The sequence below is a fragment of the Catenulispora sp. GP43 genome (genome assembly GCF_041260665.1).
In the GTDB taxonomy this organism is placed as follows: domain Bacteria; phylum Actinomycetota; class Actinomycetes; order Streptomycetales; family Catenulisporaceae; genus Catenulispora.
Genome location: NZ_JBGCCT010000021.1, coordinates 12,470 through 30,650, shown reverse-complemented (window position 1 = coordinate 30,650; position 18,181 = coordinate 12,470). Strand labels below are relative to the sequence as shown.

Genomic DNA, 18,181 nt, shown 5'->3' with positions numbered 1-18,181 from the left:
TTTTTCGGGCTGTGTGGTGGTGCCGGTGCTGGTGCTGCTGTGGGGTCGGCGAGGCTGAGGCTGCGGCGGCTTCGGGTGCGGCTGCGCGCGAGCCGCTTGGCCCCGTCTGGGCCCTGTCTGGGCCCTGCCGGTCTCGCCCGGCCCTGCCTAGGGGGCCTCGTCGAACTCCAGCGCCTCGCGCAGCTTCCGGTTCACATGCCGCAGCCGCTCGATGGTCCGGTGCGCCTCGCGCAACTCGTACCGCAGCTTGATGATCTCCTCGATCGCCGCCAGATCCGCCAGGTCGCTCAGATCCGCCAGGTCCGCCGAGGCCAGCGCGGGCTCGACCTCCTCGGCGTACTCCGGTTCCGGCGGCGTCGGGATCGCGAGCTCGGCCGGCTGCGTGAGCGCGGCCTGCACCTCGGCGGCCCACTGCAGCGCGTCCGGTTCAGGAGCCCGGCGTACGAACTCGTGGATCACCGCCCCGGCCGACTCGGGCTCAGTGGTCTGACTCTCCCGCGCCGGCATCTCGTACTCCGCCGTGATGTCGTCCGGGGTTTCTGTGGCTTCGGCGGCTTCTGCGGCCTCGGCGGCCTCGGCCTGCGCGGCGGCCTGCACCGCGTCCGGCCGCGCCACCAACTCGCTCGGCTCCTCGGCGTCCAGATCCTCGTCCGACTCCCGCATCATCGCGGCCGTCCAGCCCGCGGCCTCGCACGCCGCGTCCCGGAACTCCCGCAGCTGCCGCAGCATCCCCTCGCTCGACGGGAACAGCCGCCTGGCCTGCGCCACGTTCGCCACCGCCAGCGGCGCGGCCTGCACCGAGTCGCCCAGCTCCGAATAGGCCTGCGCCAGCTTGATCCGCGCCATCAGCGCGTCGCGCGGCCCGGAGCCGATGCCCTGCTCGGCGCGTTCCAGCTTGGCGACCAGTTCGCTGATCCACTCCTGCGGGTCGGCGTAGGGCTCGGTGTATTCCTCGACCGGCTCGTCGGCCGGCTCCTCGACCAGTGCCTCGGCCGCTACCTCAGCCGGCTCGTCCGCCCGCTCGTCGGCCGATTCCCGGGCCTGCTCCCCGGCGGTCGCCGGCTCCTGGAACTCCTCGGCCTCCCGGCCGATTTCGTACTCTGACATTCCGTCCCCCTGACAACGTCGAAGGGCGCCGACGTGACGTCGGCGCCCCGCGGCTGGCTCGGCACGATACTACGGCCGCACGATCATCGCCACAGGCATCGAGTGGAGCGGGGCGTACTGGATCACCGTGCCCGGCATCGCGGCGTGGATGATCATGCCGTTGCCGACGTATATCCCGACGTGGTGCAGGCTCCCGTAGTAGATGACCAGGTCGCCGACGGCGATGTTGGCCTCGCTGACCTGGGGGAACTCATAGGCCTGCGCCGAGGAGGAGTGCGACATCGACACCCCGGCGGCGCCCCAGGCGGCCATCGTCAGGCCGGAGCAGTCGAAGCTGCTCGGGCCGTCGGCGCCGTAGACGTAGGGCTTGCCGAGCTGCGCCTTGGCGAACGCGACCGCTATCCCGGCGCGGGCGTTCGGCGCCGGCGGCAGGTTGGCCGGCGTCTTGACGTTCTGCTGGTTGGCCTGCGTCTGCTGCTGCTGGTACTCGGTGCGCTGGGTCGGCGTCAGCGAGTCCAGCAGGGCCTGCGCCTGCTTTTCCTTGGCGTCGATGTCGGTCTTGTTCTGGGCCATCTCGTCGCGGGTCTTCTGCAGCTGCTGAAGGTCCGAGGAGGCCTCGGTCTTGTCCTGGTCCAGCTGGCGCTTGATCTCCTGCGCGGTCTGCATCGAGGCGGCAGAGCGGGTGGACACCTCGGAGTTCGCGGTGGCCTGCTGGAGGAAGTTGTCCGGGGAGGCCGACAGCATCAGCTGCAGCGAGTCGTCCACGCCGCCGGCGCGGTACTGCGCGGCGGCCAGGCTGCCCAGCGAGGACTGCGCGTTGGTCAGCTGCGACTGCTCCGCGGTGATGCGGGCCTGGATCTGGTTGACCTTGTTCTGCAGCGCGGCCAGGTTGGTGGCCGCCTGGTCGTACGCCTCCGAGGCCTGCTCGGCCTGCTGGTGGAGGTTGTTGACCTGGTTCTTGACATCGTTCAGGTTCGGCGTCGGGTCGGCGTGGGCCAGACCCGGAACCAGGGCGATGGAACCGACCGTGGCGGTCGCCAGCGTCACCGCGGTACGGGGGGCGGTGATCGTCTTCTTGGACGCGCGGTGAGTGGTCACGGTTTTGTGGGACGCCACTAGGGCGACTCTCCTTCTCTCCCTGCCGCCTACCGGGTTAGCTGTCGGGTTCGGGCTGAGAAGCGTGCCCTGCAGGCCGCCGCGCGGGGGTACGCAGCGGACCGATTCACCCCTTGGCCCCAGTGCATGCGGGCCGGTGGGACTTGTGGGTCCCCGGTTCCAGATCGGCGCTCCGCCCTCGGACCGTGTGGGAGTCCGTGGAAACGGCGGGTCGCGCTTCGCCGGATTCGGCGTGAACTCCCGCCACCGTCCAGGTTGGGCGGCGTGGTTACGGGGGTCCGGCCGTAACCCTAGCGAGACCCCGAACGACAAAAGGGATCGGCCCAGGACGCTATACCAGGATTTTACTTCGCCAGGCGTTTAGTGGTCCTGATTCAGTCCGGGCTGTCCTGGTTCGGACTGGGTCGATCGCGTGGTTCTTTCCGACGTGTTGTCGGCATCATCGATCGGGATCACGGGTGCAAAGCGCGAAAGTGCTGTAAGAGTGCCTGCTGGTCCGGCATTTCGCCGGCTCGGCGGCGCGGCCGGCCGGGATCGCGGCGGCGCTATGCGGCGAATGTCAGTGGCCTGTTTAGACGACAGCGGCGGGGGGGGGCGGGGGGGGGGGGGCCCCCCCGGGGGGGGGGGGGGGGGGGGGGGGGGGGGGGGGTTGGGGGGCGGGGGGCGGGGGCGGGGGGGGCGGCGCCCGCGGGCCCGCGGGGGGGCGATCGGGGCTTTGGTACGGGGCCTTAATCCCCGCCCGGGGGGGGCCCCCGGGGCCCGGGCCCCCCCGCCGCTTGCCTCTACTGCTGTGGGGGTGTGTTCTGTGTCACGCCGAGGTGGCCAGCGGCCGGGTCGGCCACTCCGGCTCGGCGTACGACTTCTCCCCGCGCCGCTCGCGGAACGCCGCCCGGTCCGCCTCCTGCTCGGCCTTCCAGCGCGCCTGCGCCTCGTGCAGCCGCACCGCGTCCAGCGTCCCCACCGCCGGGTAGCTGGCGCCGATCACCTGTGCCAGGTTCATCGCGGCCAGCGCGTCGGCCGCCGCGTCGTGGGCGTGGGTGATGGTCACGCCGTAGAACTGGCACTGCGCCTCCAGCGTGCGCGCGCCCTTGCGGAACTTGTCCATCTGCCGGTCGATGACCAGCGGGTCGATCACCGGGGCCACCGGGGCGCGGGAGGCCAGCGGGGTCAGGCCGTTGCGGGCCAGCTCGGCCTCCAGCAGCGTCAGGTCGTAGGGGGCGTTGAACACCACCAGCGGGGTGCCGGCGCGCAGCTCGGTGGCCAGCGCGTCGGCGATCTCGTCGAGCGTGCGGCGCGGCTCCGTGCCGTGCTCGCGGGCGTGGGCGGTGGTGATGCCGTGGATCGCGGTGGCCTCGGCGGGGATCTCCACGCCGGGGTCGATGAGGAAGGTCTTCTCGGCGCCGTCGGAGGTGACGATGGCCGCCGAGACGATGCGCACGGTCCTCGGGTCGCGGCCGGTGGTCTCGGTGTCGAAGCCGGCCAGCCGGCGGCGGTGCCAGCCGTCGTGCGACCCGCGCTGCGGCGGGACGACGGCCGGGGCCTCGCTCCGGCCGCTCTGGCCGGCGGGCCGGGGCTCCCAGGCCGGGGCGCACTCATGGTGATAGGTCAGCCACGCACCGTCCACGTTGGCGCGCGTACCGGCCTCGGCTTCCACCCGACCCTTGCACGCGGCGCACGTCCCCGCGTACTTGTTGACCAGAGTCACTGTGTTGTTCTCCCTCACCTCGTGTTGCCACCATGGTGGCGCACCGTTCTGACAAACATGGCCAGACTCGGGTTGGGCGACGTCAGCGGCTACTCTGGTGGACTACGGCGGTTTTTCTAATCCGCCCGATCTGTTGATTTCCGCGCGAAGGATGACTACGACGTGTTCGACACGCTCTCCGATCGTTTGGCCACGACGTTCAAGAACCTGCGCGGCAAGGGTCGGCTCTCGCAGCAGGACATCGACGACACGCTGCGCGCGATCCGGCAGGCGCTGCTCGAGGCCGACGTCTCGCTGCAGGCCGTACGCCCGTTCATCGCCGCGGTCCGGGAACGGGCCGAGGGTGCCGAGGTCTCCAAGGCGCTGAACCCGGCGCAGCAGATCGTCAAGATCGTCAACGAGGAGCTCATCGCCATCCTGGGCGGTGAGACCCGGCGGCTGCGCTTCGCCAAGAACCCGCCGACGGTGATCATGCTCGCCGGCCTCCAGGGCGCCGGCAAGACCACGCTGGCCGGCAAGCTGGCCCGCTGGGTGAAGGACCAGGGCCACACCCCGATCCTGGTCGCCGCGGACCTGCAGCGGCCGAACGCGGTCACCCAGCTCCAGGTGGTCGGCGAGCGCGCCGGCGTGCCGGTCTTCGCCCCCGAGCCCGGCAACGGCGTCGGGAACCCGGTGAAGGTCGCGCAGGACTCGATCGAGTTCGCCAAGGCCAAGCTGCACGACGTGGTCATCGTCGACACCGCGGGCCGGCTGGGCATCGACGCCGACCTGATGAAGCAGGCCGCCGACATCCGCGACGCGGTCCGGCCCGACGAGGTCCTGTTCGTGGTCGACGCCATGATCGGTCAGGACGCGGTGACCACCGCGCAGGCCTTCATGGACGGCGTCGGGTTCGACGGCGTGGTGCTGACCAAGCTCGACGGCGACGCCCGCGGCGGTGCCGCCCTGTCGGTGCGCCAGGTCACCGGCAAGCCGGTGATGTTCGCCTCCTCCGGGGAGAAGCTCGACGAGTTCGACGTCTTCCACCCCGAGCGGATGGCCGGCCGCATCCTCGACATGGGCGACATGCTCACCCTGATCGAGAAGGCCGAGCAGGCGTTCGACGCCCGCGAGGCCGAGGCGATGGCCAACAAGCTGGCCCGCAACGAGTTCACCCTCGACGACTTCCTGAAGCAGATGGAGCAGCTGAAGAAGCTCGGCTCCATGAAGAAGCTGCTCGGCATGCTCCCGGGTGTCGGGGACATCAAGCAGCAGCTGAACGAGATCGACGACAAGGACGTCGACCGGATCGCGGCCATCATCAAGTCGATGACCCCCGGCGAGCGCGAGGACGTCAAGATCATCAACGGCTCCCGCCGGCAGCGCATCGCCCGGGGCTCGGGCACCACGGTCCAGGAGGTCAACAACCTCATCGACCGCTTCCTCGAGGCCAAGAAGATGATGTCGCAGATGGCCAAGGGCGGGATGCCCGGCATGCCGGGCCTGCCCGGGGCCGGCGGCCTGGGCGGCACCAAGCGCAAGTCGGCCAAGGCCAAGGCCGCCGACCAGCGGTCCAAGTCCAAGGGCCGCTCGCGCTCGGGCAACCCCGCCAAGGCCAAGGCCGAGGAGGCCGCGCGGCAGGCCCGCAAGGACGGCAACGGCTCTCCGTTCGGCGGCGACGCCGGCGGCGGCCAGTTCGAGCTGCCGGACGAGTTCAAGAACCTGCTCCCGCCGCAGTAACCGCCTCGCGGTGGGGCCGGCACGCTCGGCGACGCCGCCTCGGGACTCCCCGGTGCTCCTCGGCGCCGGGGGCGTCCCAACCAGCCGGAACGTTCTGGCACAATGGAAGCTTGTACCGGTCGCGCATGGCCCTCTCTCCTGCGCAACGCCGAGTCCATCCGGCTGCTGCCGATGCCATGTCCCCACGTGGCGGCGCGGCGGCACCACCCGCAGTCAACCAAAGCAGGAGACACCACACCGTGGCAGTCAAGATCAAGCTCAAGCGCATGGGCAAGATCCGGAACCCGCAGTACCGGATCATCGTGGCCGACGCCCGCACCAAGCGCGACGGCCGGGCGATCGAGGAGATCGGGAAGTACCACCCGAAGGAGGACCCCTCGTACATCGAGGTCACCTCCGAGCGCGCGCAGTACTGGCTGGGCGTCGGCGCGCAGCCGACCGAGGCCGTCGAGGCCATCCTGAAGGTCACCGGCGACTGGCAGAAGTTCAAGGGCCTGGACGCCCCGGCGCCGATGAAGGTCGCGGCCCCCAAGGCCGACCGCAAGGCCGTCTTCGAGGCCGCCGCCAAGGAGGCCGCCGACGAGCCGAAGACCGGCGCCACCACGCCGAAGAAGAAGGCCGACAAGGCCGAGAAGAAGGCCGACGAGACCCCGGCGACCGAGGCTCCGGTGGAGACCCCGGCCCCGGCCGTCGAGGCTGAGATCGCTTCCGAGGGCTGAGCATGCTGGAAGAGGCCCTGGAGCACCTGGTCAAGGGCATCGTCGAGCACCCCGATGAGGTCCGGGTCCGCGAGCGCGACCAGCGCCGCGGCAAGGTCCTGGAAGTCCGGGTGCACCCGGACGACCTGGGCAAGGTCATCGGCCGCGGCGGGCGCACCGCGCGGGCGCTGCGCACCGTGATGGCCGCCCTCGGCGGCCGCTCGCTGCGCGTCGACCTGGTCGAGGCGGCCGGCTACCGGTGAGCCCCGACACTGAGAGCGGTTCCGGCCGGCCCGAGGCGCTGCGCCTCGTGGTCGGCCGGATCGGTCGTGCGCACGGCATCCGCGGCCAGGCCACGGTCGAGGTCCGCACCGACGACCCCGAGTTGCGCTTCGCGCCGGGCTCGCGCCTGCTGACCGAGCCGGCCGAGCGCGGTCCGCTCGTGGTATCCGACATGCGCTTCCACAGCGGCATCCTGCTGCTGTCCTTCGAGGGCGTGGCCGACCGGAACGCGGTCGAGGCGCTGCGCAACACCATCCTGGTGGTCGAGGCCGACCCGGACGAGACCCCCGAGGACCCCGAGGAGTTCTACGACCACCAGCTGGTCGGGCTGGCCGTCGAGCTGGCCGACGGGACCGTGCTGGGGGAGATCGCCGACCTGCTGCACCTGCCGGGGCAGGACGTGCTGGCGGTCAAGCGGCCGGACGCGCCGGAGGTGCTGATCCCGTTCATCAAGCAGTTCGTCCCGACCGTGGACATCGCCGGGCACCGGGTCGTGGTCGATCCGCCGGCCGGGCTGCTGGACCTGGACAGCGTCGAATAGCCGCCTGCAGAGCGGTCATCTCATATGCGCATCGACATCGTCACCATCTTCCCCGAGTACCTGGCGCCGCTGGACGTCTCGCTGATCGGCAAGGCGGCGGCCGCCGGGATCCTCGACGTGCGCGTGCACGAGCTGCGAACCTGGACCCACGACCGGCACAACACGGTGGACGACTCGCCGTGCGGCGGCGGTCCGGGCATGGTGATGAAGCCCGAGCCGTGGTCGGAGGCCCTGACCCAGATCGTGCCGCCCGGCCGGGAGGCCGGGGCGCGGCTGATCGTGCCGACGCCGTCGGGCCGGCCGTTCACCCAGCGGGTCGCCGAGGACCTCGCGACCGCCTCGCACCTGGTGTTCGCCCCGGCTCGCTATGAGGGCATCGACCGGCGGTTCATCGAGGCCGCCGCGGAGCGGATGCCCGTGGAGGAGCTCTCCATCGGCGACTACGTGCTGGCCGGCGGCGAGGTCGCGGTGCTGGTGATGGTCGAGGCGGTGGGCCGGCTGCTGCCCGGGGTGCTGGGCAATGCGGAGTCTGCCAAGGACGACTCCTTTGGACATTCCTCTGAGGGCGGTATGGCGGGACTCCTGGAGGGTCCCGTATATACGAAGCCCGCAAGCTGGGACGGCCGCGAGGTTCCGCCTGTGCTGCTGTCCGGCAACCACGCGCTGATCGCGCGCTGGCGGCGGGACCAGGCGCTGGAACGCACCGCTGCGATGCGCCCGGACCTGATCGCGGCCTTGGACCCGGCGGCGCTGGACAAGAAGGACCGGGCCCGGCTGGAGGCTTTGGGCTGGTCGTGGACGCCCGACGGATTTCGTTTCGACGCCGACGCTGTGTCAGACTAGGCCGGTACTGCTTGAGCAGGTGCCCGCCTTTCATTAGACACAGCCACCTGCCCGCCGGACGCGCCCTGCCACAGGGGGACCCGCCCACGGCGTCTTCAAGCCGGAATCTGGTTACACCACCTAAGCCGTGGCCGACCTGTGGCGTCCACGAGGAGAGATCATGGACAAGCTGTCCACCATCGACGAGCTGTCGATGCGCATCGACGTCCCGGCGTTCCGTCCCGGTGACACCGTCAACGTGCACGTCAAGGTCGTCGAGGGCAACCGCTCCCGCATCCAGCAGTTCAAGGGCGTCGTCATCCGCCGCCAGGGCTCGGGCGTGCGCGAGACCTTCACCGTCCGCAAGGTCAGCTTCAGCGTCGGCGTGGAGCGCACCTTCCCGCTGCACACCCCGATCATCGAGAAGATCGAGGTCGTGACCCGCGGTGACGTCCGTCGGGCGAAGCTGTACTACCTGCGCGACCTGCGCGGCAAGAAGGCGAAGATCAAGGAGAAGCGCGAGGCTGTCGCGGGCCACTGAGCCCCGTCGCACCGCACGGTCTTCCACGGCTCCGGGCCACGTCCTCACCACGAGGACGTGGCCCGGAGCCGTTTACACAATCCTCAGGCAAGTCCTATAACTTGTTCGACTGGGAACGGCTGTTCCTGTCTGTCCAAATGTGCTGACCCGGGTCCCGCGGACTCGACGACGAACAGGCTAGGGTGCGGCCGGTGGCCAAGGGGCAAAGGCGCCGGCTGAAACCGGTGAAGCTGTGGAAGGAACTGCCGATCCTCTTCGGGGTCGCGTTGTTGCTCGCCCTGGTGATCAAGACCTTCTTCGTCCAGGCCTACTTCATCCCCTCCCAGTCCATGCAGCACACCATCGAACCCGGCGACCGAGTCCTGGTGAACAAGCTGACCCCGTGGTTCGGCTGGACCCCGCAGCGCGGCCAGATCGTGGTGTTCAAGGACCCCGGCGGCTGGCTGGACCCCTCGGAGATCAAGAAGGACAACGCCGTCGTCGGCGGGATCAAGAAGGTCTTCTCCTTCGTCGGACTGCTGCCCGAGGGCAACGAGCAGGACCTCATCAAGCGCGTGGTCGGGGTGCCCGGCGACGTGGTGCAGTGCAAGGGCGTCGGAGAGCCGGTGACGGTGAACGGCGTGCCGCTGGACGAGCACTCCTATCTCTACCGCGGCGCCGACGGGCAGTTGGACGACCCCTCGCAGACCCCGTTCGGGCCGATCACCGTCCAGCCGCACACGGTGTTCGTGCTCGGCGACCACCGGAGCGACTCCGGGGACTCGCGGGTCCACCTGCAGGAGCCCTCCCAGGGGCTGGTGCCGTATTCGGACATGCAGGGTCATGCGTTCGTGCGGATATGGCCGCTGACTCGCATGAGCGGCCTGGGGACTCCTTCTACGTTCTCCTTGAAGAACCCTGCGCAGGCCATGCAGAGCGCGACCACCGCGCCGCCTCTGCTGTGGGGCTTCACGCTCGCGGTGCCGTTGCGGGCGGGCTTGCAGCGGCGCCGTCGCCGCGGCGGCACTCTTCTTCCGGGCCCTGTGGGCGTAACCAATCGGCTACGGAGGCGGTTGGGTACGGAGCGGCCGCTTGGCTGAGCCGAACTTTCGAGGGACTGCGAAGGAAACAGCGACATGGACCAGGCGGAAGCGAAGCGGAGCGGGCCTGGCGGGTCAGCGGAAGGGCAGACTGTGACAGTGGACGAGAGCTCGGAGACCGCCGACAACCCGGTCGGCCGCGGCGAGGCCGGGGTCCCGCGCCCCGACCAGGCGGCACACGACCAGGGTGCCGGCTACGGGGCGCACGACCAGGGGGCCGGCTACGCGGCGTCCTCCGGGTACGCGCCGTCGTCGGGCTACGACCAGTCCGGTGCGGCCGGCGGCTACGCGGGCCAGGGCGGATACCCCGCGCAGGGCGGCTATGCCGGTCAGGGTTACCCCGCGCAGGGCGGATACCCCGCGCCAGGTAGCTACGACGGCCAGAGCGGTCAGAGTGGTCAGGGCGGCTACGCCGGGCAAGGCGGCTACGGGGACTACGCGGGGCACAGCGGTCCCGGCGGTTCCGGCGGCCCCGGCGGCGGTTCCGAGGATCCCGGCGGTCCGGGCGGTCCTTCCGGTCCTTCGGGCTTCGGCGGCCCCGAGGGTCCCGACTCCCAGGGCGGCTCCGAGGGCGTCTCGCCGTCCCCCGAGGACGAGCAGCCGGCCCCCGAGCCGGCCGCGCCGGCCGGGCCCCGCACGTGGTGGCAGTGGGTCCTGCTGCCGTTCGTGGCGGTGTGGCACTTCGCGTTCCCGAAGAAGCCGCGGCCGTTCATCGTCGAACTGCCGTTCCTGCTGGCCATCGCCCTGGTGCTGGCCTTCATCATCAAGACTTTCCTGGTCCAGGCGTTCGTCATCCCCTCCGGCTCGATGCAGAACACGCTGGAGATCAACGACCGCGTGCTGGTGAACCGGTTCACGAACTGGATGGGCCACGAGCCCAACCGCGGCGACATCGTGGTCTTCCAGGACCCGGGCGGCTGGCTGGACAGCGAGCCGGTGAAGCCGAAGAACGTCTTCAGCAAGGCCCTGACCGCGGTCGGCCTGCTGCCGGAGGACAACGGCGACCTGATCAAGCGGGTCATCGGCGTCGGCGGCGACGACGTCAAGTGCGCCGGCAACGGCGCGCCGGTCACCGTCAACGGCGTCCCGCTGCAGGAGTCGGGGTACCTGTACCCGGGCAACCTGCCGTCGATGGAGCCCTTCGAGGTGCACGTGCCCCAGGGCAAGATCTGGGTCATGGGCGACCACCGCGAGGTGTCCGTGGACTCCCGCGCCCACATCAACGGCCCGACCGGCGGCTTCGTCCCGCTGGGCAACGTGGTCGGCGTGGCGGTGCTGAAGGTCTGGCCGCCGTCGCACTTCGGCACGCTGCCGGTGCCCTCGACGTTCAAGAAGAGCTTCCAGGCGCTGGAGACGCCCGGCGCGGTGCCGGTGGCGGCCTTCGCCATGGCGGTCCCGATCACCGTGGTGCGGCGCCGTCGCAAGTTGAAGAAGCTGGACCTGCTGTCCAACTAGAGCTGTAGTTTCACTACTTTTGTAGTGATTTGACCTCATGGTCAATGGCGGTCGCGGCACGGACTTCCCGCTGCGGCCGCCATTGTCGTCCCCGGGGCGCTGTACGTTATAGACGATGACCACTACGCCCACACTCTCGATGCCGCGCGGCGTAGCCATCCGCTCCGACGCGGGAATCTACGGCTACGAGCGCGCTCTGGCGCGTGCCGGGTTCGCTCAGGTCGCCGGCGCTGACGAAGCCGGCCGGGGCGCCTGTGCCGGGCCGCTGGTGGCCGGTGCTGTGATCCTCCGCCCCGGGGCAGGCGGCCGCATCCCCGGCTTGTCCGACTCCAAGCTGCTCACCGAGAAGGCCCGCGACCGGGTCCGCGTGGAGATCGAGAAGCGCGCGCTGTCCTATGCGTGGGTCGCCATACCGGCCCCGGAGGTGGACCGCCTGGGCCTGCACCAGGCGAACATCGAAGCGCTGCGCCGCGCCGTGGCCCGCTTGGACGTCTCCCCGGCCTATGTGCTCTCCGACGGATTCCGCGTCGACGGACTTCCCTGCCCCAGCCTGGCCATGTGGAAGGGGGACCAGGTGGCCGCCTGCGTGGCCGCCGCCTCGGTGCTGGCCAAGACGGTGCGGGACGGCATGATGACCGAGTTGGCCCAGCGCTATCCGGCGTACGGCTTCGAGGTCCACAAGGGCTACTCCACGCCCGCCCACCAGGCAGCGTTGACCGAGCACGGGCCCTGTGCGGAGCACCGGTTCACATATGCCAACGTGGCGAACGTTTCCCCGCGTTGTGGGTGACAATGACTGTGATTGAAGACCGACCAAGGGGAGCGTGGGCATGAGCGCTGAGGACCTCGAGAAGTACGAGACCGAGATGGAGCTCCAGCTCTATCGCGAGTACCGCGACGTGGTCGGCCTGTTCAAGTACGTGGTCGAGACCGAGCGCCGCTTCTACCTGACCAACCAGGTCGACCTGGCCGTGCGCTCCGCCGACGGCGAGGTGTACTTCGAGGTGACCATGGCCGACGCCTGGGTGTGGGACATGTACCGGCCGGCGCGGTTCGTGAAGAACGTGAAGGTGGTCACCTTCAAGGACGTGAACGTCGAGGAACTGGCCAAGAGCGACCTGGAAGTCCCGACCGACTGAGAGACCGCCGGCCGCACATCTAATTGAACAAGCAACAAAACCGCCCGTCACGCGGGCCCATTGGGCCACACGAGTGACGGGCGTCCCCTTTCCCCCCGACTTATCCACAGCCCCCGACCCGCCATTGGCCCAGCACCCCCGCCCCGGGCGACCCTCGATCACGAGCGGCCCGAAAGCGGGCCGGCCAAAGACCGGGAGGAGCGCAGCCGTGGCCGGGACAACCCCATTCCTGGAGGTCGAGCACTACCTGACGGACTTCCCGTCAGCGGCCGACCACAGCACCCTGTCGCCGGGCCAACTCGGCCGCGAGGGCGAAGACCTGGCGGCCGCCTACCTGTCCGCCTGCGGCTACCGCGTCCTGGACCGCAACTGGCGCTGGCGCGGCCCCGACGTCCGCGGCGAACTCGACATCATCGCCCTGGCCTCCGACCTCCTGATCACCGTCGAGGTCAAAGCCCGCCGCGCCGGCACCGGCGGCCGCCCCTTCGACGCCGTCACCGACGCCAAAAGAGCCCGCCTGTGGAAACTGACCAACCGCTGGCTGGCCGAACACCGCCTCGACCCCGCAGTACGCCAGCACCTGCCCCGCGGCGTCCGCGGCATCCGCCTGGACGTCATCGGCCTCCTGTTCCCCGCCGACGGCCGCACCGAGCCCCTCATCGACCACCTGCAGGCGGTGTGAGATGCGCGCCATCGGCTTCGCGGCGACGTCTGGCGGCTGCTCCGGCGGCGCTGCGGCTTGCACGGCCACGGTCGCGGCCGCTGCCACCCACATGCCGCCGCTCGTCTGCTCCAGCGCTGCCGCCACTGCCAATGCCATCGCCACGCCGCCGCTCGCCTGTTCCAGCGCTGCCGCTTCGTCCCCGAGCGCCACCGCCGCCACTTTCGATACCGGCATCGCCGTCGCCTTCGCGACCTCCACCGCCACCTCCATTTCCGAGGCCGCCGCCATCACCATCGGGCCCGGAACCAACCTCGCCATCGCCGCCTGCATCGCCACCCCGCCCCCGCCCCCGCCCCCGTGCCTCGCCGACCCTTCCGTACCCTCCGACCAGCACCGTGTCGCCCAAGCCTTCGTCGCCGCCGCGATCCGCCTGGCCCCGACCCTCTCGGGGCCCTCCGCCCTCCCCGCCTACCGTGGCCGCCACCGCCGCAGCATCGCCACCTGTCCCGGCGCCCGTCTCCAGGCGGCCCGGCCATGAGCGTCGCGCGCACCCACGCGGTGGCCCTCAACGGCACCCAGGGCATCGTCGTCGAGGTCGAGGTCAACGTCACCCGGGGCGCCACCAAGACCCAGATCCTCGGCCTGCGCGACACCGTCCTGTCCGAGTGCCGCGACCGGGCCCGCGCCGCCACCTACAACTCCGGCCACCACTGGCCCGACGGCAACGTCATGGTCGGCCTGTCGCCGGCCTGGGTCCGCAAGCAGGGCTCGGCGTTCGACCTGGCCGTCTCCGCCGCCGCCCTGGCCGCCGCCGGCACCATCAGCCAGCTGGCCCTGGACGGCGCCATGTTCCTGGCCGAGCTCTGCCTCGACGGCCGCCTGCGCCCGGTCCGCGGCGTGCTCCCCGCCGCGCTCGCCGCCCGGGACCACGGTCTGAGCAGGGTCGTCGTCGCGGAGCCCAACGCGCTGGAGGCCTCCCAGATATCCGGCCTCGAAGTCCACGGTCTGCGCTCCCTGGCGCAGGTCGTCGCGTTCCTCCAAGGCACCGAGGTCCCCGACGCCGAGCCCCTGCCGATGGACACCGCCCCGCGCACCGGCCCCCTCCGCCCGCAGCGTCCCCTGCCCGACATGGCCGACGTCCTGGGCCAGCACGACGCCCGCCGCGCCCTCGAAGTCGCCGCGGCCGGCGGGCACCACCTGCTCCTGGCCGGCGCGCCCGGAGCCGGCAAGACCCTCCTGGCCGAACGCCTGCCCTCGATCCTGCCTCCGTTGGCCGAGGCCGAGGCCCTGGAGGTGTCCTCACTCCACTCGATCGCCGGCACCCTGCCCTATGACAAGCCCCTGATCACCGACCCGCCGTACCAAAGCATCCACCACACCTGCACCGTCGCCGGCATGGTCGGCGGAGGCAGCGGCCGCATCGTCCCCGGCGCCATCAGCCGGGCCCACCGCGGCGTCCTGTTCGCCGACGAGATCGCCGAAATGCAGCGCGCCGTCCTGGAAGCCCTGCGCGAACCCCTGGAAGCCGGCGAGATCGTGATCGCCCGGGCGTCCGGCACCGTCGTCTTCCCCGCCAGATTTCTGCTGGTCGCGGCCATGAACCCGTGTCCCTGCGGCCGCGCCGGGACCGCGGGCGGCCACTGCACCTGCACCCCCGAAGCCCGCCGCCGCTACACCCAGAAGCTCTCCGGTCCGTTCCTCGACCGCATCGACCTCCGCCTGGCCATCCACCCCGTCGGACGCGCCGAACTCTTCGGCGCCCTCCCCGGCGAATCCAGCGCCGACGTCCGCGACCGCGTCCTCGAAGCCCGGGCCCGAGCCGTCCACCGCTACACGGACCGCCCCTGGACCACCAACGCCCAAATACCCGGCAGCGCCCTGCGCGCCGATTTCGCCCCCGCCCCCGCAAGCCTCACCGACATCGAAGCCCGCTACCAAGCCGGCACGCTCACCGCCCGCGGCTACGACCGCCTCCTACGCGTGGCCTGGACGCTCGCCGACCTCACCGGCCGCCCCCGCCCAGGCCCCGACGAAGTAGCCACCGCCCTCGCCTTCCGCCAAGGCCTCCCCGGCCAACTCGCAGCCTGATCCATCCGCCCCCGACACCCCGGAGCCCACCATGACCTCCCTCCTGGCCTCACCCGACGCCCCGAACCCCAACCCGATGGCGAGCCCCGACCTGACGGTCACCGCGACCCTGCCCTCCTGGCCGGTAGTCGAGCCGGCAGCTCTACCCGAACCCGCCCCACCGCCCTCGCCGTCGCCCTTAGCGCTGGCACCACAGTTCCCTGCGAGCGCCAACGCGACTGACGCGACTGACCCACCTGACTCAGCGCCTTCATCCGCTCCCGAGCCTTCGCTTCTCGCCCCCGACTCGCTCTTCTCCGCGAGCACGACACCCCAGACAGACCAAACACCCTCCGACACCTCAACACCCTCCGACAGCCCGGAATCCCCACTCCTGTCACCGACCTCGCTCTACTACGCGCCCGCAGCATCGCCACCCCCGGATACCTCCTCCAGCAAGCCCCTCCTCTCGCCGACATCGCTCTTCTACGCAGCCACTAACCGCTCGCCCAGCGCAGCGCCGGAACCCGCCCACGCGCCGTCTGAGCAACCCAGCCCGGAATCGGTCGCCGAGCCGCCACCACCCCCTCAGCCCACGGCAACCCTCGCCTCCCGCCGCGCACCCGAACCCGTCCTCGTGACGTCCGAGCCCCACGACCCCACCGCCGCCGACCGCCGTGCCCGCCTCGTCCTCCATCACGCCTCCGAGCCCGGCGACGCCCTGCTCTGCCGCCTCGTCGCGCGCTTCGGCGCCCCGACCGTCGCCTCGGCGATCCTCGCCGGGAGCGCCGCCGATCTCCTCCCGCCGCACGACGAGGAGTCGGCCGCCGACCGTGCGGCCCTCATCAGCCGCGCCCACACCCTCCAGACCCGCTGCTACCGCGCCGATCCCGACGCCGATCTCGCGGTCGGCGAGAAGACCGGCGCCCGGTACGTCATCCCCGTCGACGAGCAGTGGCCGGCGGCGCTCGACGACCTCGGCGACACGGCACCGCTCGGCATGTGGTTCCTGGGCACGGCCGACCTGGTCGCGGCCGCGAAACGCGGGGTGTCGATCGTCGGGGCCCGCATCGCCACCGGCTACGGCATGCACGTCGCGGGCGAGATCGCGGCCGGCCTGGCCGAACGCGGTTGGGCTGTCATCTCAGGTGCCGCGCGGGGTATTGACGGAGCAGCGCACCGCGGCGCACTGGCCGCCCGCGGCGTGACGGTCGCGGCCCTGGCCTGCGGCATCGACCTGGTCTATCCCGCCGGTCACGAGGCGCTGATCGGCGCGATCGCCTCCGACGGCCTGGTGCTCTCCGAGCTGCCGCCGGGTACCGCCGTCAGCCGCTTCCGATTCCTGGACCGCAATCGCGTGATCGCCGCGCTGGGGCTCGGAACCGTCGTCGTGGAAGCGGCGGCCCGCAGCGGATCCCTCGTCACGGCGCGCCTCGCCGACGAACTCGGCCGTCCTGTGCTGGCGGTGCCGGGCCCGGTCACCTCCGAAGCCTCCGAAGGCACCCACCAGCTGATCCGCGACGGCGCCCTGCTCGTCACCCGGGCCGCCGAAGTCATCGAACACCTCGGCGACCTCGGTGCCGACCTGGCCGAGCCCACCAAGGCAAGCCACGCCAGCCGCCGCCGTCCCCGCGATTCCCTCGACCCGATCGCGGCGCGTGCGCTGGACGCCCTGCCGATCGCCGGCCGCGGCACGCTCGACACCGTCGAGGTCGCCCTGGCCGCCGGCCTCGAACCACGCGCCGTGCACGCGGCGCTGGGCCGTCTTGCCGCCGCCGGCTGGGTGGATCGGGACGAGAGGGGGTGGTGCGCCCGCCTGCTTCCCTGAACGCAACTCTCGGCTTCGCCACGAACCTCGTCACGAACCTCGCCACCGACTCAGCACCCGAACCCGATCCCGAACCCGAACCTGATCCCGCATCGAGAAAGGAGCCGCGATCGACCACACCCCGACCCCGCCACCTCGGCACCGCGCACGTCCGCGCGCCGCGCCCGGGGACGGAACCGCCGCGGCGGAGCCGTCACCTGGCGCGGGCCGGATCCCGTAGCGATTGCCCGGGCTGCCGACCTGCTCCTCGAGCGTCATCCGACGTAGGCTGGTGACGTGGACGACGCGTACCGGGCGGCCCTGGACCGCTTCGAGGAGGATCTGCGGGCGCGCAGGTTGTCCCCGCACACGGTGCGCGGCTACATCGCCGACCTCGTGGACCTGTTCGGATTCGCCGAGCGCGCCGGCGTCCCCGAACCGGAGCGCATCGGCCTGGACGTCGCAAGGTCCTGGCTCGCCGAGACGGCGGCATCAGGAGCCGCCCGCGCAACGCTCGCACGCCGCACCGCAGCAGCCCGAGCGTGGGGCCGCCAGGCCTCAGCGCCCGGCCTGGTCCGCCTGGTGACGCCGAAACCGCGCTCCCCGCTGCCGGCCGTGCTCTCACAGCGCCAGATGTCCGACGCCCTGGCGACGGCAGCCGACGACGCCGCGACGCACCCACAGGACCCGCTGGCACTCCGCGACGTGGCCATCCTGGAGTTCCTGTACGCCACGGCGGCCCGCGTCTCCGAGGTGTGCGCCCTGAACCTGGACGACGTGGACTTCGCCCGGCGCACCGCCCGCCTGTCGGGCAAGGGCGGCCGCGACCGGACGGTGCCCTTCGGCGTGCCCGCGGAGCGTGCGCTGCGCGCGTGGCTCGCCGCCGGCGCTCGCGGCGCCGTGCTGGCCGCTGCCCGGGCCAATGGGGGAAACCAGAAAACTGTCACCACCGCCGCTACCACAACTAACACCACCACCGAAGCGGTCTTCCTCGGCGCCCGCGGCTCCCGCATCGACCCCGCCGTGGTCCGCCGCCTCGTCCACGCACGCCTGCGCGCGACCCCCAACACCCCGGACACCGGCCCCCACGGTTTCCGCCACACCGCCGCGACTCACCTGATCGAGGGGGGCGCGGATCTTCGTGACGTTCAAGAGCTCCTCGGTCACGCTACGCTCGCAACAACCCAGATCTACACCCATGTGACGGCAGAGCGGATCAAGGCACGGTATGCCCAGTCCCACCCGCGGGCGTGAGGACAGCGTCCTCGACCAGGCGCAGCCCGCAGCGGCCCCCGGCGCCGCCGACGCGGCGCCGCAGGACGCGGCTGCCCCGCGGCCCCGCGCCGGTCACCCGCCGGGCGAACGGGCCATGGGCATGACGGTGCCGCCGCCGAGCGACGGCAACCGCCCCCTCGGCGAGCACACGGACCGCGCAGACT

At 71.4% G+C, this 18,181-nt stretch carries 18 protein-coding genes and 1 riboswitch; of the genes, 15 read left to right on the top strand and 3 right to left on the bottom strand.

The window, feature by feature from the left end; translation table 11 throughout:
* Positions 1–147 precede the first annotated feature (147 nt).
* From ABH926_RS34630 to ABH926_RS34620, 3 genes are all read right to left on the bottom strand, one after another.
* Entirely contained in the window at positions 148–1,107 is a 960-nt protein-coding gene (locus tag ABH926_RS34630; RefSeq protein WP_370370180.1) for a hypothetical protein, read from the bottom strand.
* 69 nt (positions 1,108–1,176) lie between these two features.
* Positions 1,177–2,205 (bottom strand): NlpC/P60 family protein, encoded by a 1,029-nt coding sequence (locus ABH926_RS34625; protein WP_370370179.1) that lies wholly within the window; start codon positions 2,203–2,205, stop codon positions 1,177–1,179.
* 29 nt (positions 2,206–2,234) lie between these two features.
* A riboswitch (cyclic di-AMP (ydaO/yuaA leader) is annotated at positions 2,235–2,403 on the bottom strand.
* A 628-nt stretch (positions 2,404–3,031) separates the two neighbouring features.
* The gene (locus ABH926_RS34620; RefSeq protein ID WP_370370178.1) at positions 3,032–3,928 is read right to left on the bottom strand and encodes an exonuclease domain-containing protein; all 897 of its coding nucleotides are present in this window, start codon (positions 3,926–3,928) and stop codon (positions 3,032–3,034) included.
* A 162-nt stretch (positions 3,929–4,090) separates the two neighbouring features.
* Here ABH926_RS34620 and ffh point away from each other — a divergent pair, with 162 nt between their 5' ends.
* From ffh to ABH926_RS34545, 15 genes are all read left to right on the top strand, one after another.
* Positions 4,091–5,647 carry a signal recognition particle protein gene (ffh, locus tag ABH926_RS34615; RefSeq protein WP_370370177.1) on the top strand — a complete coding sequence of 519 codons (1,557 nt, stop codon included), beginning with the start codon at positions 4,091–4,093 and terminating at the stop codon, positions 5,645–5,647.
* A 239-nt stretch (positions 5,648–5,886) separates the two neighbouring features.
* Complete coding sequence (gene rpsP, locus ABH926_RS34610) at positions 5,887–6,366, top strand: 30S ribosomal protein S16 (RefSeq protein WP_370370176.1); 480 nt, start codon at positions 5,887–5,889, stop codon at positions 6,364–6,366.
* 2 nt (positions 6,367–6,368) lie between these two features.
* Positions 6,369–6,608: an RNA-binding protein gene (locus ABH926_RS34605; RefSeq protein WP_012785728.1), complete on the top strand. Its 240-nt coding sequence runs from the start codon at positions 6,369–6,371 to the stop codon at positions 6,606–6,608.
* Between the two features lie 38 nt (positions 6,609–6,646).
* The gene (gene rimM, locus ABH926_RS34600; protein WP_370370321.1) at positions 6,647–7,168 is read left to right on the top strand and encodes a ribosome maturation factor RimM; all 522 of its coding nucleotides are present in this window, start codon (positions 6,647–6,649) and stop codon (positions 7,166–7,168) included.
* A gap of 24 nt (positions 7,169–7,192) precedes the next feature.
* Positions 7,193–8,011, top strand: coding sequence for a tRNA (guanosine(37)-N1)-methyltransferase TrmD (gene trmD / locus ABH926_RS34595; protein ID WP_370370175.1), 819 nt, complete (start codon positions 7,193–7,195; stop codon positions 8,009–8,011).
* Between the two features lie 160 nt (positions 8,012–8,171).
* A complete protein-coding gene (rplS, locus tag ABH926_RS34590; protein ID WP_370339614.1) occupies positions 8,172–8,531 on the top strand; it encodes a 50S ribosomal protein L19 in 360 nt (119 codons plus the stop codon).
* Positions 8,532–8,722: 191 nt separating this feature from the next.
* Entirely contained in the window at positions 8,723–9,610 is an 888-nt protein-coding gene (gene lepB, locus ABH926_RS34585; RefSeq protein ID WP_370370174.1) for a signal peptidase I, read from the top strand.
* Positions 9,611–9,709: 99 nt separating this feature from the next.
* Complete coding sequence (lepB, locus tag ABH926_RS34580) at positions 9,710–11,065, top strand: signal peptidase I (protein WP_370370173.1); 1,356 nt, start codon at positions 9,710–9,712, stop codon at positions 11,063–11,065.
* Positions 11,066–11,180: 115 nt separating this feature from the next.
* Complete coding sequence (locus ABH926_RS34575; protein ID WP_370370172.1) at positions 11,181–11,855, top strand: ribonuclease HII; 675 nt, start codon at positions 11,181–11,183, stop codon at positions 11,853–11,855.
* A 40-nt stretch (positions 11,856–11,895) separates the two neighbouring features.
* Positions 11,896–12,204: a DUF2469 domain-containing protein gene (locus tag ABH926_RS34570; RefSeq protein WP_012785735.1), complete on the top strand. Its 309-nt coding sequence runs from the start codon at positions 11,896–11,898 to the stop codon at positions 12,202–12,204.
* A 208-nt stretch (positions 12,205–12,412) separates the two neighbouring features.
* Entirely contained in the window at positions 12,413–12,886 is a 474-nt protein-coding gene (locus ABH926_RS34565; RefSeq protein ID WP_370370171.1) for a YraN family protein, read from the top strand.
* 1 nt (position 12,887) lies between these two features.
* Entirely contained in the window at positions 12,888–13,406 is a 519-nt protein-coding gene (locus ABH926_RS34560; protein ID WP_370370170.1) for a hypothetical protein, read from the top strand.
* Positions 13,403–14,956, top strand: a complete 1,554-nt coding sequence (locus ABH926_RS34555) for a YifB family Mg chelatase-like AAA ATPase (protein WP_370370169.1) — start codon at positions 13,403–13,405, stop codon at positions 14,954–14,956. Before ABH926_RS34560 ends, ABH926_RS34555 begins: the two co-directional genes overlap by 4 nt.
* A gap of 616 nt (positions 14,957–15,572) precedes the next feature.
* Positions 15,573–16,763 (top strand): DNA-processing protein DprA, encoded by a 1,191-nt coding sequence (dprA, locus tag ABH926_RS34550; RefSeq protein ID WP_370370168.1) that lies wholly within the window; start codon positions 15,573–15,575, stop codon positions 16,761–16,763.
* A 276-nt stretch (positions 16,764–17,039) separates the two neighbouring features.
* Entirely contained in the window at positions 17,040–17,996 is a 957-nt protein-coding gene (locus ABH926_RS34545; RefSeq protein WP_370370167.1) for a tyrosine-type recombinase/integrase, read from the top strand.
* The last annotated feature ends 185 nt before the right edge of the window (positions 17,997–18,181 follow it).